The following is a 15,570-nucleotide window of genomic DNA, read 5'->3' as shown; positions in this document are numbered from 1 at the left end:
CCGCCTACTCCACGACCTTCGGAACGAGGAAGAAATTCTCTTCGGTCGCCGGCGCATTGGCGACAATATCGGCCGCCTTGCCTCCATCGGTAACAATGTCCTGGCGCTTCTTCATATCCATCGGCGTGACCGAGGTCATCGGCTCGACACCGGAAACATCAACTTCGTTCAACTGCTCGACGAAGCCCAGGATGGCGTTCAACTCGCCGGTCATGCGCTCGGCATCCTCTTCGCTCACCGCTATGCGGGCGAGACGCGCGACGCGCTTCACTGTCTTGACATCAACGGACATGTTTTAGCCTCGGGAAAACCAGCTCGCGCTATAGCCGCGCCGCGCGCCATGCGCAACATGCATCGTTCCGAACGCTAGGCTGCGGTGGCGGCCCGGCTCTTTGGTGTCCGCAGCGGAACGGGCAACTCAAACAGACGTTTCTTGCCCGAGCACATGCTGCACGCCGCCTCATCCTCACGTGCGGCGAAAGCCTTTAGTTCGGCACGCGAGCAGTCCGGCTCAAGCGGTTGGTACTTCAGATAAGGGTCCCATTTCTCGGAGAGACGATACTTGGCCTTCTGCATCGGCAGATAAGCCAGTGGGGCGCATTTCCAGATCCGCCCGTCGTAAAGTTGCTTGCAGTAACGGGCAGGACAGATCTCCCAACTGGCGCGAGCGTCGCCATCCTCGAAAGGCTGCATGCTATCGCCAAAGCCTTCATAGCGGCGCGTCCAGGTCTTGTTCGACGGGCGGATCTCGGCAACCAGATTATGCTCCAGCCGCCACGCGTCCAGAAGAGCGAAAATCGGCTTCAGCTTCTCACGATATTCCTCCGAATCATGATGAACCGAGACAGTCAAACCGGCATCGGGGTCAGCGACAAGGACAGCTGGTAGCGTCGGGTGACGGTGCAGAAAGAAGCCGTTGCTGACAACATCGATACGCGTCCGCGGCCAGTGCCGCCGCACCAATCGCACAAACTCGGGCAGTTGCGGATGGATGCTGGGCTCCCCGCCCAGCAGCGTAAACCGCTCAACCGATACGCGTTGGCTCCACAATTTCATCCATCGATCCGCTTCTTCCAGCGAGACGATGCCGGAATGGGCATGATTGGAGTAATGCGAACAACTCTCGCATGACAGGTTGCAGCCATGCGCGACATGGAGTTCCAAGATCGGGAATACCGGGCGCCGTCGGCGAACGAGCGAACCCACCTGCTTCAATATGTTCATTTGAACCACTTAGCACGCTCTGACGGGTTGGTGATGATCACAGCCAAACCCAGACTAGGGCAGCGCCACCCCATCACACAGATAGTAGCTGCCGCTGTTGCCGCTGCCTTCGCTCTCGTCTTCAATCGGCTTGACCGAAACCAGGTCGATCTGCGTCGGGCTGAGCTGCGTCACCGAAAGGACGTCCGGAAAGGCATACCCCGGCTCCTGGCAGATAGCCGTCACTGCCCAGCTTGGCGACCGTGTCGCCTTGGTCACCTGCAGGAATTCGCAATTGTATTCGACGCCTTGCAGGCCATTGGCCGACAACACCACGTTGCCGGCCTCGATCAACGTCCGCAGCGTATCCTTCTTGGCCTGCGCGCAAAGGCCCTCTGACTGCGGATAGACACCTTTGATGAAATCATCGGCGGCCCCCACCGGTGATGCCGCGACGAGCATGGAAACGCAAAGAGATTTCCGCGACGCCATGCTTTTGTTCCATTTTCTAGAGAGTAATGGTCTCGCCGATCTTGGGCTTCGCCACGTTCACACCCGAGCCTTCCAGTCCCGCTTCGAATTTCTCGGCGGTTGGATCAATCATCGGGAATGTGCCGAAGTGACAGGGTACGACCGTTTCAAACTGGAAGAAGCGCCGGCACGCCAGGGCTGCGACCGCGCCCCCCATGGTAAAGCGGTCGCCGATCGGCACGAGGCCGATCTTGGGCTCATGCAATTCATTGATCAGCGCCATGTCGGAGAAGATGTCGGTGTCGCCCATGTGGTAGAGCGTCCGGTCTTCCGGAAAATGCAGGACGAGCCCGCCTGGATTGCCCAGATAGATGTTGCGTCCGCCCTCTTCCGCGAACGACGAGGAGTGCAGTGCCGAGACGAAGGTCGTGGTGAAGCCGCCGCAATCGACGGTGCCGCCAATGTTGCCGGGGTTGATCTTCTTGTCGCTGACGCCCTTGCCGACCAGATACATGCAGATTTCGAAGTTGGCGACCAGTTGGGCGCCGCTTTTGCCCAGCACTTCCAGCGCGCCGCTGATGTGGTCATTGTGGCCATGCGTCAGCAGCACGTGGGTAATGCCTTCAGCCGGCCCTTCCCAGCCGCCCGTCCATGACGGATTGCCGATCAGATAGGGATCGATCAGGATTTTCGCGTCCGCTGTTTCGATGCGGAAGGCCGAATGGCCGTACCAGGTCAGTTTCATCAATGCATTCCTCGATTTTTGCTTTGTCAAAGGATAGAACGCCGGCGGCGCGAGATCAAAGTGTTACAGCGTCCTTTGCGTACCCTAGAGGGCGCGCGGTGCTGTAAAAGTCAAAAGGAAAGCCGTTGAGCATCATCACGATCGAGGAACTGCCGGCACGGCTTGTTGGCGGCAAGACGCTCGCCGGGCTTGATCTCGGCGACAAAACGATCGGCGTGGCTGTCTCCGACCGGGGCTTCTCCTTTGCCCATCCGCGCCCCGTCATCATGCGACGGAAATTCTCGCTGGATGCCGCTGTGCTGCTCGCTTTGCTGAACAAGGAGAATGCAGGCGCCGTGGTGATTGGCCTGCCGATCAACATGGACGGGTCGGAAGGTCCGCGCGCACAGAAATCCCGCGCGTTCGTGCGCAACATGGCCGGCATGAGCGACCTGCCCTTCGTATTCTGGGACGAAAGGCTGTCAACGGTCGCGGCCGAAAGAACCCTGATCGAGATGGATTTCTCGCGCAAGAAGCGCGCCGGCAAGATCGATTCGGCGGCAGCCGCCTTTATTCTGCAGGGAGTTTTGGACCGTCTTCAGTCGCTTGATGCAAGCGCTCGAGCGGAACCTGGCCCGCCGCCTGCTTCCTGACCCAGCCGGCGATTTCGCGACGGCGGCGGAATGCCCACAATGCCATCAACAGAAAACCGTCGAACACGCAGGCCCGTCCAACCATCCCCGGAATGATCAACGGATCGATCCCGAGCATCTGGCCGTAAAGCTCGAAGACGAAGTCGTGCAATTGGCGGGTGAGCATGACGTAGCCAAAATTCATGTCGTTGAGCGACAGGAAGAACCAGCCCCAGAAAAGAGCCATTGGCGCCGCCCACAATATGAACAGGGTGCGCATCAGCGGCCCTTCCTATGATTGGTGTCGGGCCTATGATTGGTGTCGAGCCTATGATTGGTGTCTGGCCGTCCGGAAATGCGCGACAGCAACGAACTGTGCGCCGCCGCCGATGCCATCACATGGGCGGTGGCGCGGACCTCGCCTTCGTCCGGATCCTCCGCGAGCAGCGAACGCCGTTCCGCAAGCATCGCCACGTAGGAAGCCAGCATCGCTGCCAATTGCACGGCAACAGCCATGAACAGGCCGTTTATGCCTTGAGCCGCGCCGGCGACAAGGATCAGTGACAGCACTCCGGATGCGGAGATGAAGGCAACCCGCACAACACTCTCGGCATCGGGACTGGTGGCATTGTTGACCAGGCTTTCGATAAAGGCCCAGCAGAACAGGACCGCGACCACAAGCAATGCCACGGCGAACGGCGCCACCACGGCGGCATTGTCGATGCCGGCGATGCGGACGTTCCCCGCCGCGATCCCAAGCACGCCAAGTGCCGCCGCGATGCCACGATCTCCATCGATGCAGATAAACGCCAGCAGGGCAAAAACGACTGCCCAGTGCAAGGTCAGAAAGGAGGCCAGAATGTGCCGCATGGTGTTCCTGCTTCGGTACACAGACAGTGGGCTTTGCCAGCCGCCGCCGCAATGGAAACCATTTGTTAAGGTTAACGGCCATCCACAGGAACCCTCTTGATGCGCCCGTGGCGCTTTACATGATGGATGTAGCTGCTACGCCACGGGTTTTCCCGCGAGCGCCAACCAATGCAAGCCACCTTCGAGAGCATCCTGCCGATCTTCCTGCTTATCTTGTGCGGGAATATCCTTCGGCGATTCAATGTCGTGGATATCGCCGGGTGGGATGGCATCAACCAGCTTGGATACTGGTTCTTCTATCCGACATTGATCCTGGTCACGATCGTTAATGCCGATTTCGACGGCCTTCATCTCGATGCCATGATGCTGGCGCTGCTTGTCGCCCTGCCCCTGATGTTCGCATTCGTGCTTTCGTTGTGGCCGCTGTTGCGCGGCAACGGCCTTGCGGTTGCTGGTGAATTCTCGTCGATTTTCCAGACATCCATCCGCTGGAATGGCTTCATGGCGCTTGCCATCGCGCAGAAATTGTTTCCTCCCGCAGGCATGGCCGTTGTCGCGCTGGTGATGGCGGTGATCATCCTGCCGATCAATCTGATGACGGTTTTCGTGGTGACGCGATTTGCCGACGGCAACGCGAACTGGCCAATCCTGCTGCGCCGCATGGTGACCAATCCCATGGTCATCGCCGCGGCCGGAGGCCTTCTGCTTCGTGCGATGCCGTTCGAACTGTTTGCGCCTGTCAACGACACGCTGCGGTTGATCGGCCAAGCCGCGCTCGGGCTTGGCCTCGTCGGCATCGGCTCGGGATTGCGGCTCGACAGTCTGATCGAGCCGAGAGCCGCGGTGCTGATCCCGGTAGTTATCAGGCTGATCGTATTTCCAGCGCTGCTGCTCGCCGTGTCGATGCTGGTTGGCGTCACAGGCCAGGAGCTGTCGTTTTTGGTTCTATGCGGCGCCGTGCCGACCGCCATGAACGGCTATGTGCTGGCCAAGCAGATGGGCGGTGACGCGGAACTTTATGCGACAGTCACAACCCTGCAGACGCTTTTGAGCTTCTTCACCATTCCCGCCGCTTTGCTGATCACGGCTCAGTTTGTCGGGGGATAAAGCGTGTCAATGATCATGCGCGCATCGTGGCGCGCATCGAGCATGCCATAGGTGTTGCGCCATTGACCGGCCAGCCGCGTCTCGACAAAGGCATCGGCGATCCGCCCTGCCCCCAAGCGGCGCAATTCCGCCGCTGCCGCTGACAGCGCCAGCTGCTCGGTGAGCAGGCGTGCGGACCCGTCGTCGGTTCCGGCAACCTGCATCGCAGCCTTGAGCACGCCAATGGTACCACGGCCACCGGCGCCAAGATCACGATCGATGCCGGCCAGCACATCCTCGAACAGGCCAGGCGCCCGGCTGAGCACGCGCAGCACGTCGAGCGCCATGACATTTCCGGAGCCTTCCCAGATCGCATTGACCGGAGCCTCGCGGTAATAGCGGGCCAGCGGCGCTTCCTCGACATAGCCATTACCGCCGAGGCACTCCATCGCTTCATAGAGCAGCGGCGGCGCGATCTTGCAGACCCAGTATTTGACAACCGGCGTCATGGCCCGCGCGAACGCCGCCTCGCCGCGATCGCTGGCCGCCTCATCGAAGGAGCGCGCCAGCCGGAAGGAAAGAGCGGTGGCGGCAGCGACATCGAGCGCCATGTCGGCCAGCACACGCTGCATCAGCGGCTGTTCGATCAGCGTCGAGCCAAACACCTGGCGATGGCGTGCATGGTGGACGGCTTCGGCCAGGCCCGCGCGCATGATCGCCGATGACGCGACAGCGCAATCGAGCCGGGTCAGCGTTACCATGTCCATGATCGTCTTCACGCCGGCGCCGGGTTCGCCGACCATCTCGCCGATGGCATTCACGAACTCCACCTCGGATGAAGCGTTGGACCGGTTGCCGAGCTTCTCCTTCAGGCGCTGGAAGCGGAAGCCGTTGCCCGAACCGTCGCCAAGAATGCGCGGCACGAGGAAGCACGAAAGCCCCTCTGGCGCCTGACCGAGCACCAGGAAGGCATCCGACATCGGCGCCGACATGAACCACTTGTGGCCGGTGAGCCGATAAAAACCGCTGCCGGCGCGCTCAGCCCTGGTGACATTGGCACGAACATCGGTCCCGCCCTGCTTTTCCGTCATGCCCATGCCAAGCGTCAGGCCGGTCTTTTCCACCGGCGGCTTCTGGCTCTGGTCATATTTGCGGGTCGTGACGCGCGGCGCCCATTCGCGAAACAGCTTCGGGCTCGCCATCAGTGCCGCCAGCGAAGCGCTGGTCATGGTGATCGGACACAGATGCCCGGTCTCGAGTTCCGCGGTGAGATAGAAACGGGCGGCGCGCACCTGATGGCGTCGGCCGATCTCGGCGTCGCCATTTTCCCACACCGACGAATGCAGCCCGTTCGCCACCGAACGGCGCATCAGCGCATGATAGGCGGGATGAAACTCGACCTGATCCAGACGCCGGCCCTGCCGGTCGTGGGTCCTGAGCTTTGGCGTCTCGACATTGGCGAGGCGAGCCAGTTCCTGCGCCTCCTGCGTCAGCACGAAACGGCCAAGCGCGTCCAAATCCTTGCGCACCGGGTCGGAAAAACGCTCCGCAAGCTGGATCAGCAACGGATCCCCCCGCCAGGCGTTGCCGCCTGTCAGCGGCGGCGGCTGGTTCGTCACGTCGTCGGTCACGTACTGTCCTTATCAGCAGAAGGCCACGAATCCGAAGCCATCGGCTAGATATAGCCAAGCGTCGCCGCGCGCGCGACGAAAATACCGGGGAGAAATGCGACAATCCAATGTCGGCGCTTGCAGGGTGAAAATCTCCGCCCTATAGCAGCGCCTTGAGATGACCGACGCTTCGTCCCTGCCACTTTACCCTCACCGCCATCTTCTGGGCATCCGCGACCTTTCCCCCGCTGATATCGAGCTTCTGCTCGACCGGGCGGATCAAGCTGTTGCCATCTCCAGGCAATCGGAAAAGAAGACGTCGACGCTGCGCGGCCGCACGCAGATCAATCTGTTTTACGAAGCTTCGACCCGCACCCAATCATCGTTCGAACTCGCAGGAAAGCGGCTCGGCGCCGACGTCATGAACATGTCGGTAGCAAGCTCTTCGGTGAAGAAGGGCGAGACACTCATCGACACCGCAATGACGCTCAATGCCATGCGGCCTGACATCCTGATCATCCGCCACCAGCAGGCGGGCGCCGCCGCTCTTCTGGCGCAAAAGGTCGGCTGCTCAGTGGTCAATGCCGGCGACGGCGCGCATGAACATCCAACCCAGGCGCTGCTCGACGCGCTGACCATCCGACGTGCCAAGGGTCCGCTCTCCAAGCTGATCGTGGCCATCTGCGGTGACATTCTGCACTCGCGCGTGGCGCGCTCGAACATCATGCTGCTCAACGCGCTTGGCGCCCAGGTGCGGGTCGTGGCGCCTTCGACGCTGCTGCCGGCCGGCATTGAAAAGATGGGCGTCATTGTCACCCGCTCCATGGCAGAAGGCCTGAAGGACGCCGATGTGGTGATGATGCTGCGCCTGCAGCGCGAGCGGATGGAAGGCGCTTTCGTGCCTTCGGTGCGCGAATATTTCCGCTATTTCGGCCTTGATGCCGAGAAGCTGAAAGCAGCCAAGGACGGCGCGATGGTCATGCATCCCGGCCCGATGAACCGTGGTGTCGAAATCGCCTCCGAAATCGCCGACGGCCCGCAAAGCGTGATCCAGGAACAGGTGGAAATGGGTGTCGCCGTGCGCATGGCGGTGATGGAAGCGCTGCTCGACCCACGCCGCAACCATGAGGGCCGTGGCGCATGACGACGACAGTCTTCAGCCATGCCCGCATCATCGACCCCTCGCGCGGCATCGATGAAGTCGGCACTGTCATCGTCGAAGGCCGAAAGATCGTTGCCGCCGGCAAGGCGGCGCTGAACCAGGGAGCTCCGGAAGGAGCTACCGTGATCAACTGCGCCGGCAAGGCGGTCATTCCGGGGCTGATCGACGGCCGCGTCTTTATCGGCGAGCCTGGCGGCGAGCATCGCGAAACCATCGCTTCGGCGAGTGTCGCTGCTGCCGCCGGCGGCGTCACCTCGATCGTCATGATGCCAGACACCGACCCGGTGATCGACAATGTCGCGCTGGTCGAGTTCGTGCTGCGCACCGCCAAGGACACGGCAAGCGTCAACATCTTTCCGGCAGCGGCGATCACCAAAGGCCTCGAAGGCCGCGAGATGACCGAGTTTGGCCTGTTGCGCGAGGCCGGCGCGGTCGCCTTCACCGATGGCCGGCACACCATCGCCAGCGCGCTGGTGATGCGCCGCGCGCTGACCTACGCACGCGATTTCGGCGCCACGATCGTGCATGAGGCGCAAGATGCGTCGCTTGCCTCTGCCGGTGTCATGAACGAAGGGCTCTATGCCAGCTGGCTCGGGCTCGCGGGCATTCCGCGCGAAGCCGAATCCATTCCGCTCGAGCGCGACCTCGCACTGGCGCGCCTGACCCGCGGATCCTACCACGCGGCCAAGATCTCGACGGCGATGGCGGCGGCCGCCATGGCCCGGGCCAAGGCCGACGGCGCGAAGGTGACGGCAGGGGTTTCGATTCACAATCTCTCGCTCAACGAAAACGATGTCGGGGAATACCGCACCTTCTTCCGTCTGACCCCGCCGCTGCGCGCCGAGGACGACCGGTTGGCCATGATCGAGGCGGTCAGGGACGGCACGGTCGACATCATCGTCTCCTCGCATGATCCGCAGGACGTCGACACCAAGCGCCTGCCCTTCGCAGATGCCGCTGCGGGCGCCATCGGCCTGGAAACGCTGCTGGGTGTAGCGCTTCGGCTCTATCACAATGGCGACGTGACGTTGCTCAGGCTTATCGAGACACTGTCCACCGGGCCGGCAAGACTGTTCGGCCTGCCCGGTGGCACGTTGAAGCCAGGCGCGATCGCGGATCTTGCCCTGGTCGATCTGGACGAACCCTGGATCGTCAGCGAGAGCGGTATCCGCTCGCGCTCAAAAAACACCTGCTTCGAAGGCGCGCGCCTGCAGGGCAAGGTCTTGCAAACGCTGGTTGCGGGCCGCACAGTATTCTCGGCTTGAATCTGCCGTCGCGCACAGCGCACGAAATCGATCTGCCAGGGGAAATGCGGGGGAAACAATGACTTACAGCCTGATCCTGGCATTGGTGTTCGGCTATCTCCTCGGCTCGATTCCCTTCGGACTGCTGCTCACGCGCGCGGCCGGCCTTGGCGATGTGCGCAAGATCGGCTCCGGCAACATCGGCGCCACCAATGTTTTGCGCACAGGCAACAAAGGCCTTGCCGCCGCCACGCTGCTGCTTGACGCGCTCAAGGGCACGGCTGCCGTTCTCATTGTCGGCCACTTTGCGCCGGACCTTGGTCCTTTGGCCGGTCTCGGCGCTTTCATCGGCCATCTCTTTCCAGTCTGGCTGGGCTTCAAGGGCGGCAAGGGCGTCGCCACCTATCTCGGCGTGCTGATCGGCCTCGCCTGGCAGGTGGCGCTGATCTTCGCTGTCGTCTGGCTGGCGATGGCTTTCCTCTTCCGCTACTCGTCGCTGGCCGCGCTGACCGCGGCGATCGTCGTACCGATCGCTCTCTATGTCCTCAGCACTCCGCAAGTTGCCGGCCTGTTCGTGGTGATGAGCCTGATTGTCATCCTTAAACACCGGGCCAACATTTCACGGCTGCTCGCCGGCACCGAGGGCAAGATCGGAGCCAAGGGGTGAGCGAGCCCGCCGCCGGGCCGCGCCTCAGCGACCGGCAGCGGCTGAGCTGGCTGCGGCTGATCCGCACCCAGAATGTCGGCCCAGCCACCTTTCGTGACCTGATCAACCGCTTCGGTTCAGCTGAAGTCGCGCTCGAAATGTTGCCTGAACTGATGATTTCGGGCGGCGCCAACCGCATCGTCCGTATTCCTTCCATAGCAGAGGCCGAAGCCGAGATGGAGGCGGCTCACAAAGCCGGTGCCCGCTTCATCGGCATAGGCGAGCCGGACTACCCGCCACTGCTGCGCAACATGGACAATCCACCCCCACTGTTGGCCGTCAGGGGCAACAGCGCCGTGTTCCGGCTGCCTGCGGTCGCCATTGTCGGCGCCCGCAACGCCTCGCTGGCCGGCATCAAGATGGCCAGGATGCTGGCGGCGGATCTTGGCCGTGACGGCTATGGCATCGTCTCGGGCCTGGCACGCGGCATCGACACCGCGGCGCATCAAGGCAGCCTGCCGACCGGCACGATCGGTGTGCTCGCTGGCGGCCTCGACTTGCCCTACCCGCCGGAAAATGTCGGCTTGTGCGATGAGATCGCCGAGCGCGGCGCCATTATTTCGGAAATGCCGTTCGGCTGGCAGCCGCGCGCGCAGGACTTTCCCCGCCGCAACCGTCTGGTCGCCGGTGCTGTCCTTGGGCTTGTCGTGGTCGAGGCAGCACTACGCTCAGGGTCTTTGATCAGCGCCAGGCTTGCCGGCGAAATGGGCCGGCTGGTCTTCGCCGTGCCGGGCTCACCGCTCGATCCGCGCGCTGCCGGCACCAACGGCCTGCTGAAGGATGGCGCGACCCTGGTCACCGAAGCAGCCGACATTTCCAGCGCCATCGCGCCGCTAACCGGAATGCGGGCTCCCGACATGCCGCCGTTTGAAGAGCCACCCGACTTCTCAGCAACGCCCCCGCCCCGCGAAAGCGACCGCGCCCGCGTCCTTGAAGCGCTGGGGCCGACGCCGGTGTCGGTCGACGAGATCATCCGGCACACCGGCCTGCATCCCGCCCAGGTTTTCATGGTGCTGCTGGAACTCGACCTCGCCGGCCGGCTGGAACGCCACGCTGGCGGTCATGTCTCGCTAGTGTTCGGGAATTCCTGAAATCTTGGTGGGCGCGATGGGATTCGAACCCCTGACTTGCTGGTCAAGAATTCGTTCTTAGCCATCCGTGTGGGTCAAACCGGCCTGTGAACATTGTCGCCGATCGGCGCTGGCGAGTCCGCCGCATAACGGAAGTTTGCTCCCGCAAAACCCTCTGCGTTCAGGATATGGCACATGCCAGTCCGCTGGATCACGGTGTCCTCACGACAGGAGGGAGAAGTGACGGTGCTATTAAGCGGCCCAATCTCCTTGCCTCTATATTAGAGCAAGAGCATATTCATTGTTGAACAATGGGCAATGGAGCTGAACAGTGTGCAGTACCTGCGATGGTGAAGGAGTCGGCCGGCGTGATTTCCTCAAGGTCGGCGCGGGACTTCTTGCGTTCGGTGTTGGTGGAGCGGCGTGGTCGGCGCGCGCTGCCGAAGGCGCTGTGACACCGCTGACCCTCGATGAAGCACTCGCTGCGCTAAAATCCGGTAACGAAAGCTATGTCAGCCATCCGGAACTCTGCTCTATCGATCTCGCTGCGCAGCGAAACGCTGTCGCCGCACATCAGGCCCCCTGGGCCACGATCATCAGTTGCGCCGACAGTCGTGTTCCGCCGGAGCTGATCTTCGGCGGTCACGGCGTTGGAGAACTGTTCGTCGCCCGCAATGCCGGCAACCTCGTCGACACCGCTACGCTCGGCACGGTCGAGTACGGCGCGGCGGTACTCGGCTCACCCTTGATCGTCGTTCTGGCGCACACGAACTGCGGCGCCGTCAAGGCGGCGTGCGACGTGGTCACCAAGAACGCGACTTATCCGGGCGCGATTGGCCCGATGATCGAGCCGATCCTGCCTGCGGCGATAGCAGTGCGGAGCGAAGCCGGCGATTTCGTCGACAACACCGCCAAGGAAAGCGCGCGAAGGACAGCGAGGCGCCTGACCACGTCGAGCAAGCTGCTGGCGGGTCTCATCGGGACGGGCAAGCTGAAGATAGTCGCGGCGATCTATGATCTCCAAACGGGTGTGGTGACTTACATCGAATGATACACCAGTCATCGCGATCGGGGACACGGGGATCCTTGATGCTCAGGCGTGCGACCCGGCTTGCGTTGGTGGAATCGCCGTCAACCGGTTGCACGACAGGCGATGTCGAGTCGATCAACCCATTTGACACAGAGCGGGCCGGGCTCGCCCGCCTTCATCCCGGACTCTACCGACGACGGCCCAACCATGGTCGCATTGTCGTTTTCAGGTGGCGGGACGCGCGCGGTGAAGAAATAGCGGCATGCGCGAAGCTTTGATCGCAATGGTAATCTTCGTGTGCCTGGTGGCGGCGGCGCTCACCAGCATGGCGATCTGGCCGACGTTGCCGGCCAAACATCGTGACGACGACACGAACACCGTGGTTCGGCTCGCCGCCAATCTGTTCGGTGTCATGACCTCGCTGATGCTCGGCCTGATGATCAACTCGGCAAAGAATACCTTCGAGTCGATCGATCGCAATGTCCACGCCTATGCGACGGAGCTGATCCTTCTCGACCGGTCGATTAGGCAATATGGGCCGGAGGCTGACGGGGTGCGTCAGCCGCTTGTCGTCTATGTGCAGCGGGTGACGGGTCAGGACTCGCCTACGCATGAAGCGCCAAACATTGCCAATAGGTTGTCGGAGCACCTTCTTATTGAGATAGGCAACAGGCTGAGTGCCCTGGCGCCACCGGATGACATGCACGGCTCCTTGCTGCAGGAAGCCCGTCAGCATCTGCAGAAGGTGACGGAACTGCGCTGGGTTTTGATCGAGCAGTCGGAGGGCACGATCCCCGTACCGATGATTTCCATGCTGGTTGCCTGGCTGGTGTTGATCTTCGCCAGTTTCGGGTTCAGGGCGCCACGGAATACGATCACCGTTACGACTTACATGGTGTCGGCGGCCCTGGTTTCCGGGGCCATCTACCTGATCTTCGATATGGACGTGGCTTTTGCCGGCCCGATCCAGATCTCAATGGCCCCGCTGGAGAGGGCGCTGGCCGAATTGCAGCAGTGATGCAGAGCCGGCCGCCATGCCGGACTCAGCGGAATACGACCGACTTGTTCCGCAGCCTCATTCCACCGACCAGCAGTTTGGGTGAGTGATCGAGACGCGCGGACATGGTGTGGACACCATTTCCACGAGGCGTCGCAAGGCGCCCTAACCTCTCTCAAAATATTGATCTATTTTGCGATTGTGGTGAGCGCGATGGGATTCGAACCCATGACCTACTGATTAAAAGTCAGTTGCTCTACCGGCTGAGCTACGCGCTCCCGTGGGCGCGAAAGGCTGCCCTCGAAATTGCGCGGAACATAGGGAGAGTGCCTCGACCGGTCAACCGGAAAAAGCGGGCTTGCAAGCCTTGCTTTCCCGAAGTGCCGCAACGCATCAAAAGCCGCTTGCGCCAATGTGGGCAAAGCACCCGCAAAGGGCGGGACATCGGCTTTCAGATATCGGCCATGTGTCAGGGAAAGGCGGAGTTCCAGCAAGCTTGTTGCGCCATTCGTTCCTCGGGAAGCGCCCCGGAGAAACATTACAATTCAGCAACTTGGCATTTTTTCCGGAACAATAGACCGGCGCGCTCGTTTCCTCGCCACAAGGGACGTCAACCACCCTTTCAAGGAGAAGATCATGAACAAGATCATATCGGGTCTTATGGCGGCCACACTGTCAGTTTCGTTCGCGGCTGCTGCCGCGGTGCCGGTGAACGCCGCGCCGATTCCGTTGCCTATGGCGCCTGCGGCATCGCCTGGGATGTCTGGGCTGCAACTGGTAGAGAACCGCAATGGCGACCTTCAGGGCGGAAACTTCCAGTGGAGAAAGCGAGGCGGCGATTCCCGTGGATGGAATCGCAGCCGCAATGACGATCGTGGAGCGTATTGGAACGGCCATCGCGGCTACCGCGACTATCGTCCAGGCTATCGCCGTCACGGCGACAACTGGTTCCCGCTCGCGGCTTTCGCGGCAGGCGCGTTGGTGACCGGCGCGATCATCAACAACAACCAGAACCGTGTCTATCAGGGCAATTCACACGTGCAGTGGTGCTATGACCAGTACAGAAGCTACCGCGCGTCGGACAACACATTCCAGCCCTACAACGGCCCTCGCCAGCAGTGCCGTTCGCCCTACTGACCGGAATAAATACTAACTGTTGAGTAGAAGAACCCGCGCTGGAAACGGCGCGGGCTTTTCATTTGGTGCTCAACGTCCTTCGCACGGCATCGCGCCAGCCTGCAAGCTTGGCGGAACGGACAGAAGCCGCCATCTCAGGCTTGAATCGTCGTTCAAGCGCCCAGCTTTTCGCGAATTTCCTGGCATCCGGCCAGACGCCGGCTTTCGAACCTGCCAACCACGCCGCTCCCAGCGCCGTCGTTTCAAGAATGGTCGGGCGATCGACCGGTGCGTCGAGAATGTCGGCGAGACGCTGCATGGTCCAGTCCGATGCCACCATGCCGCCGTCGACCCGCAGCACCGTCTTTGCCGAGGCTCCCTTCCAATCCTTGCGCATCGCGTCAAGCAGGTCGCGCGTCTGGTAGGCGACGGCTTCGAGCGCGGCGCGGGCGAACTCCGCCGGCCCGGAATTGCGCGTCAGTCCGAAAATGGCGCCGCGTGCCTCGGCATCCCAATGCGGTGCGCCCAGCCCGACAAAGGCCGGCACCAGATAGACATTCTGCGTCGGATCGGCCTCGGCCGCCAATTTGCCGCTCTGCTCGGCCTTGCCGATCACCTTGATGCCATCGCGCAGCCACTGCACGGCTGCCCCTGCGATGAAGATCGAACCTTCCAGCGCATAAGTGGTCTTGCCGTTAAGCCGGTAGGCGATGGTCGTCAGCAGCCGGTTTTTCGACCGGACCAGATCCGCACCGGTGTTGAGCAGCGCGAAGCAGCCGGTGCCGTAGGTGGATTTCATCATGCCCGGCTCAAAACAGGCCTGACCAATGGTTGCCGCGTGCTGGTCGCCGGCAACGCCAAGGATTTTTATCTCGGCACCAAAGAGATCCTTCTCCGTCGCCCCATAGTCATCGGCGCAATCCTTCACCTCGGGCAGCATCCTCACCGGTATCTTGAGGATGCCCAGAAGCTCGTCGTCCCAGATATTCTTCTCGATGTTAAAGACCAGCGTACGCGAGGCATTGGTGGCATCCGTGGCGTGAACTCTGCCGCCGGTCAGCCGCCAGATCAGGAAACTGTCGATGGTGCCGGCCAGAAGCTCGCCCTTCTCGGCGCGTTTCCTCGCACCCTTCACCTTGTCCAGCATCCAAGCGATCTTGGTGCCGGAAAAATACGGATCGAGCAGCAGGCCGGTCTTTTTGGTGAAAGTCTTCTCCAAGCCCTGCTTCTTCAGTTTCTGGCATAGCGGCGCGGTGCGGCGGTCCTGCCAGACAATGGCGTTGTGGATTGGCTTTCCGGTTGCCTTGTCCCAGATGACAACGGTTTCACGCTGGTTTGTAATCCCCAGTGCGGCCACCTCCGACGCGTCGCGGCCGGCCTTCTTCAGCGCGACTTTCACGGTCGCCACCACACTCGCCCAGATTTCCTCCGGATCGTGCTCGACCCAGCCGGAGGCGGGATAGTGCTGGGTGAATTCCTTCTGGCCGCTGCCGACGACTTTCATGTCGTCATCAAACAGGATCGCCCGGCTCGATGTCGTGCCTTGGTCGATTGCCAGGATAAAACCACTCATTCCCACCTCCTCCGCCGTCGATGCAAACAAGGGAGACGGCAACGTGCCGCCTCCCCCTAGTTTCATATGGGCGCGA

Annotated in this window: 17 protein-coding genes and 1 tRNA gene; 9 read left to right on the top strand and 9 right to left on the bottom strand. The window is 61.7% G+C overall.

Annotation, left to right across the window (positions count from 1 at the left end):
- Positions 1–4 precede the first annotated feature (4 nt).
- From gatC to GA829_RS20640, 4 genes are all read right to left on the bottom strand, one after another.
- Positions 5–292 (bottom strand): Asp-tRNA(Asn)/Glu-tRNA(Gln) amidotransferase subunit GatC, encoded by a 288-nt coding sequence (gatC, locus tag GA829_RS20655; RefSeq protein ID WP_195174529.1) that lies wholly within the window; start codon positions 290–292, stop codon positions 5–7.
- 74 nt (positions 293–366) lie between these two features.
- On the bottom strand, positions 367–1,224 hold the full coding sequence (locus GA829_RS20650; RefSeq protein ID WP_195174528.1) for a radical SAM protein: 858 nt from the start codon (positions 1,222–1,224) through the stop codon (positions 367–369).
- 54 nt (positions 1,225–1,278) lie between these two features.
- Complete coding sequence (locus GA829_RS20645) at positions 1,279–1,695, bottom strand: hypothetical protein (RefSeq protein WP_195174527.1); 417 nt, start codon at positions 1,693–1,695, stop codon at positions 1,279–1,281.
- A 16-nt stretch (positions 1,696–1,711) separates the two neighbouring features.
- Positions 1,712–2,419: a metal-dependent hydrolase gene (locus GA829_RS20640; protein WP_195174526.1), complete on the bottom strand. Its 708-nt coding sequence runs from the start codon at positions 2,417–2,419 to the stop codon at positions 1,712–1,714.
- A gap of 125 nt (positions 2,420–2,544) precedes the next feature.
- On the opposite strand from GA829_RS20640, the gene ruvX reads away from it, so the two are divergent.
- Entirely contained in the window at positions 2,545–3,051 is a 507-nt protein-coding gene (gene ruvX, locus GA829_RS20635; RefSeq protein WP_195174525.1) for a Holliday junction resolvase RuvX, read from the top strand.
- Here the strand turns inward: ruvX and GA829_RS20630 are convergent.
- Entirely contained in the window at positions 2,969–3,310 is a 342-nt protein-coding gene (locus GA829_RS20630) for a DUF6105 family protein (RefSeq protein ID WP_195174524.1), read from the bottom strand. The two genes, ruvX and GA829_RS20630, sit on opposite strands and share 83 nt — an antisense overlap.
- Positions 3,310–3,900, bottom strand: coding sequence for a hypothetical protein (locus tag GA829_RS20625; protein WP_195174523.1), 591 nt, complete (start codon positions 3,898–3,900; stop codon positions 3,310–3,312). Before GA829_RS20625 ends, GA829_RS20630 begins: the two co-directional genes overlap by 1 nt.
- Positions 3,901–4,068: 168 nt before the next feature.
- Here GA829_RS20625 and GA829_RS20620 point away from each other — a divergent pair, with 168 nt between their 5' ends.
- Positions 4,069–5,007 carry an AEC family transporter gene (locus GA829_RS20620; protein WP_195174522.1) on the top strand — a complete coding sequence of 313 codons (939 nt, stop codon included), beginning with the start codon at positions 4,069–4,071 and terminating at the stop codon, positions 5,005–5,007.
- Here the strand turns inward: GA829_RS20620 and GA829_RS20615 are convergent.
- A complete protein-coding gene (locus tag GA829_RS20615) occupies positions 4,989–6,617 on the bottom strand; it encodes a DNA alkylation response protein (RefSeq protein WP_195174521.1) in 1,629 nt (542 codons plus the stop codon). The genes GA829_RS20620 and GA829_RS20615 overlap by 19 nt on opposite strands.
- A 157-nt stretch (positions 6,618–6,774) precedes the next feature.
- Between GA829_RS20615 and GA829_RS20610 the strand changes: the two genes are divergently transcribed.
- The 6 genes from GA829_RS20610 to GA829_RS20585 all read left to right on the top strand — a co-directional run bounded on the left by GA829_RS20610 (position 6,775) and on the right by GA829_RS20585 (position 12,826).
- On the top strand, positions 6,775–7,740 hold the full coding sequence (locus tag GA829_RS20610) for an aspartate carbamoyltransferase catalytic subunit (RefSeq protein WP_195174520.1): 966 nt from the start codon (positions 6,775–6,777) through the stop codon (positions 7,738–7,740).
- Complete coding sequence (locus GA829_RS20605; RefSeq protein WP_195174519.1) at positions 7,737–9,023, top strand: dihydroorotase; 1,287 nt, start codon at positions 7,737–7,739, stop codon at positions 9,021–9,023. The genes GA829_RS20610 and GA829_RS20605 overlap by 4 nt, the downstream gene beginning before the upstream one ends.
- Before the next feature lie 58 nt (positions 9,024–9,081).
- The gene (gene plsY / locus GA829_RS20600) at positions 9,082–9,669 is read left to right on the top strand and encodes a glycerol-3-phosphate 1-O-acyltransferase PlsY (RefSeq protein ID WP_195174518.1); all 588 of its coding nucleotides are present in this window, start codon (positions 9,082–9,084) and stop codon (positions 9,667–9,669) included.
- Entirely contained in the window at positions 9,666–10,799 is a 1,134-nt protein-coding gene (gene dprA, locus GA829_RS20595; RefSeq protein WP_195174517.1) for a DNA-processing protein DprA, read from the top strand. The genes plsY and dprA overlap by 4 nt, the downstream gene beginning before the upstream one ends.
- 310 nt (positions 10,800–11,109) lie before the next feature.
- Positions 11,110–11,829 (top strand): carbonic anhydrase, encoded by a 720-nt coding sequence (locus tag GA829_RS20590; protein ID WP_195174516.1) that lies wholly within the window; start codon positions 11,110–11,112, stop codon positions 11,827–11,829.
- A gap of 241 nt (positions 11,830–12,070) precedes the next feature.
- Positions 12,071–12,826, top strand: coding sequence for a bestrophin-like domain (locus tag GA829_RS20585; RefSeq protein WP_195174515.1), 756 nt, complete (start codon positions 12,071–12,073; stop codon positions 12,824–12,826).
- 181 nt (positions 12,827–13,007) lie between these two features.
- Here the strand turns inward: GA829_RS20585 and GA829_RS20580 are convergent.
- Positions 13,008–13,083, bottom strand: a tRNA-Lys gene (locus GA829_RS20580).
- Positions 13,084–13,441: 358 nt separating this feature from the next.
- Here GA829_RS20580 and GA829_RS20575 point away from each other — a divergent pair.
- On the top strand, positions 13,442–13,942 hold the full coding sequence (locus GA829_RS20575; RefSeq protein WP_195174514.1) for a BA14K family protein: 501 nt from the start codon (positions 13,442–13,444) through the stop codon (positions 13,940–13,942).
- 58 nt (positions 13,943–14,000) lie between these two features.
- On the opposite strand, the gene glpK is transcribed toward GA829_RS20575, so the two are convergent.
- Positions 14,001–15,494, bottom strand: coding sequence for a glycerol kinase GlpK (gene glpK / locus GA829_RS20570; RefSeq protein ID WP_195174513.1), 1,494 nt, complete (start codon positions 15,492–15,494; stop codon positions 14,001–14,003).
- Positions 15,495–15,570: the final 76 nt, after the last annotated feature.

It is taken from the genome of Mesorhizobium sp. INR15 (assembly GCF_015500075.1).
In the GTDB taxonomy this organism is placed as follows: domain Bacteria; phylum Pseudomonadota; class Alphaproteobacteria; order Rhizobiales; family Rhizobiaceae; genus Mesorhizobium.
The sequence above is the reverse complement of the archived record's forward strand: the minus strand, read 5'-3'. Positions and strand labels throughout refer to the sequence as shown.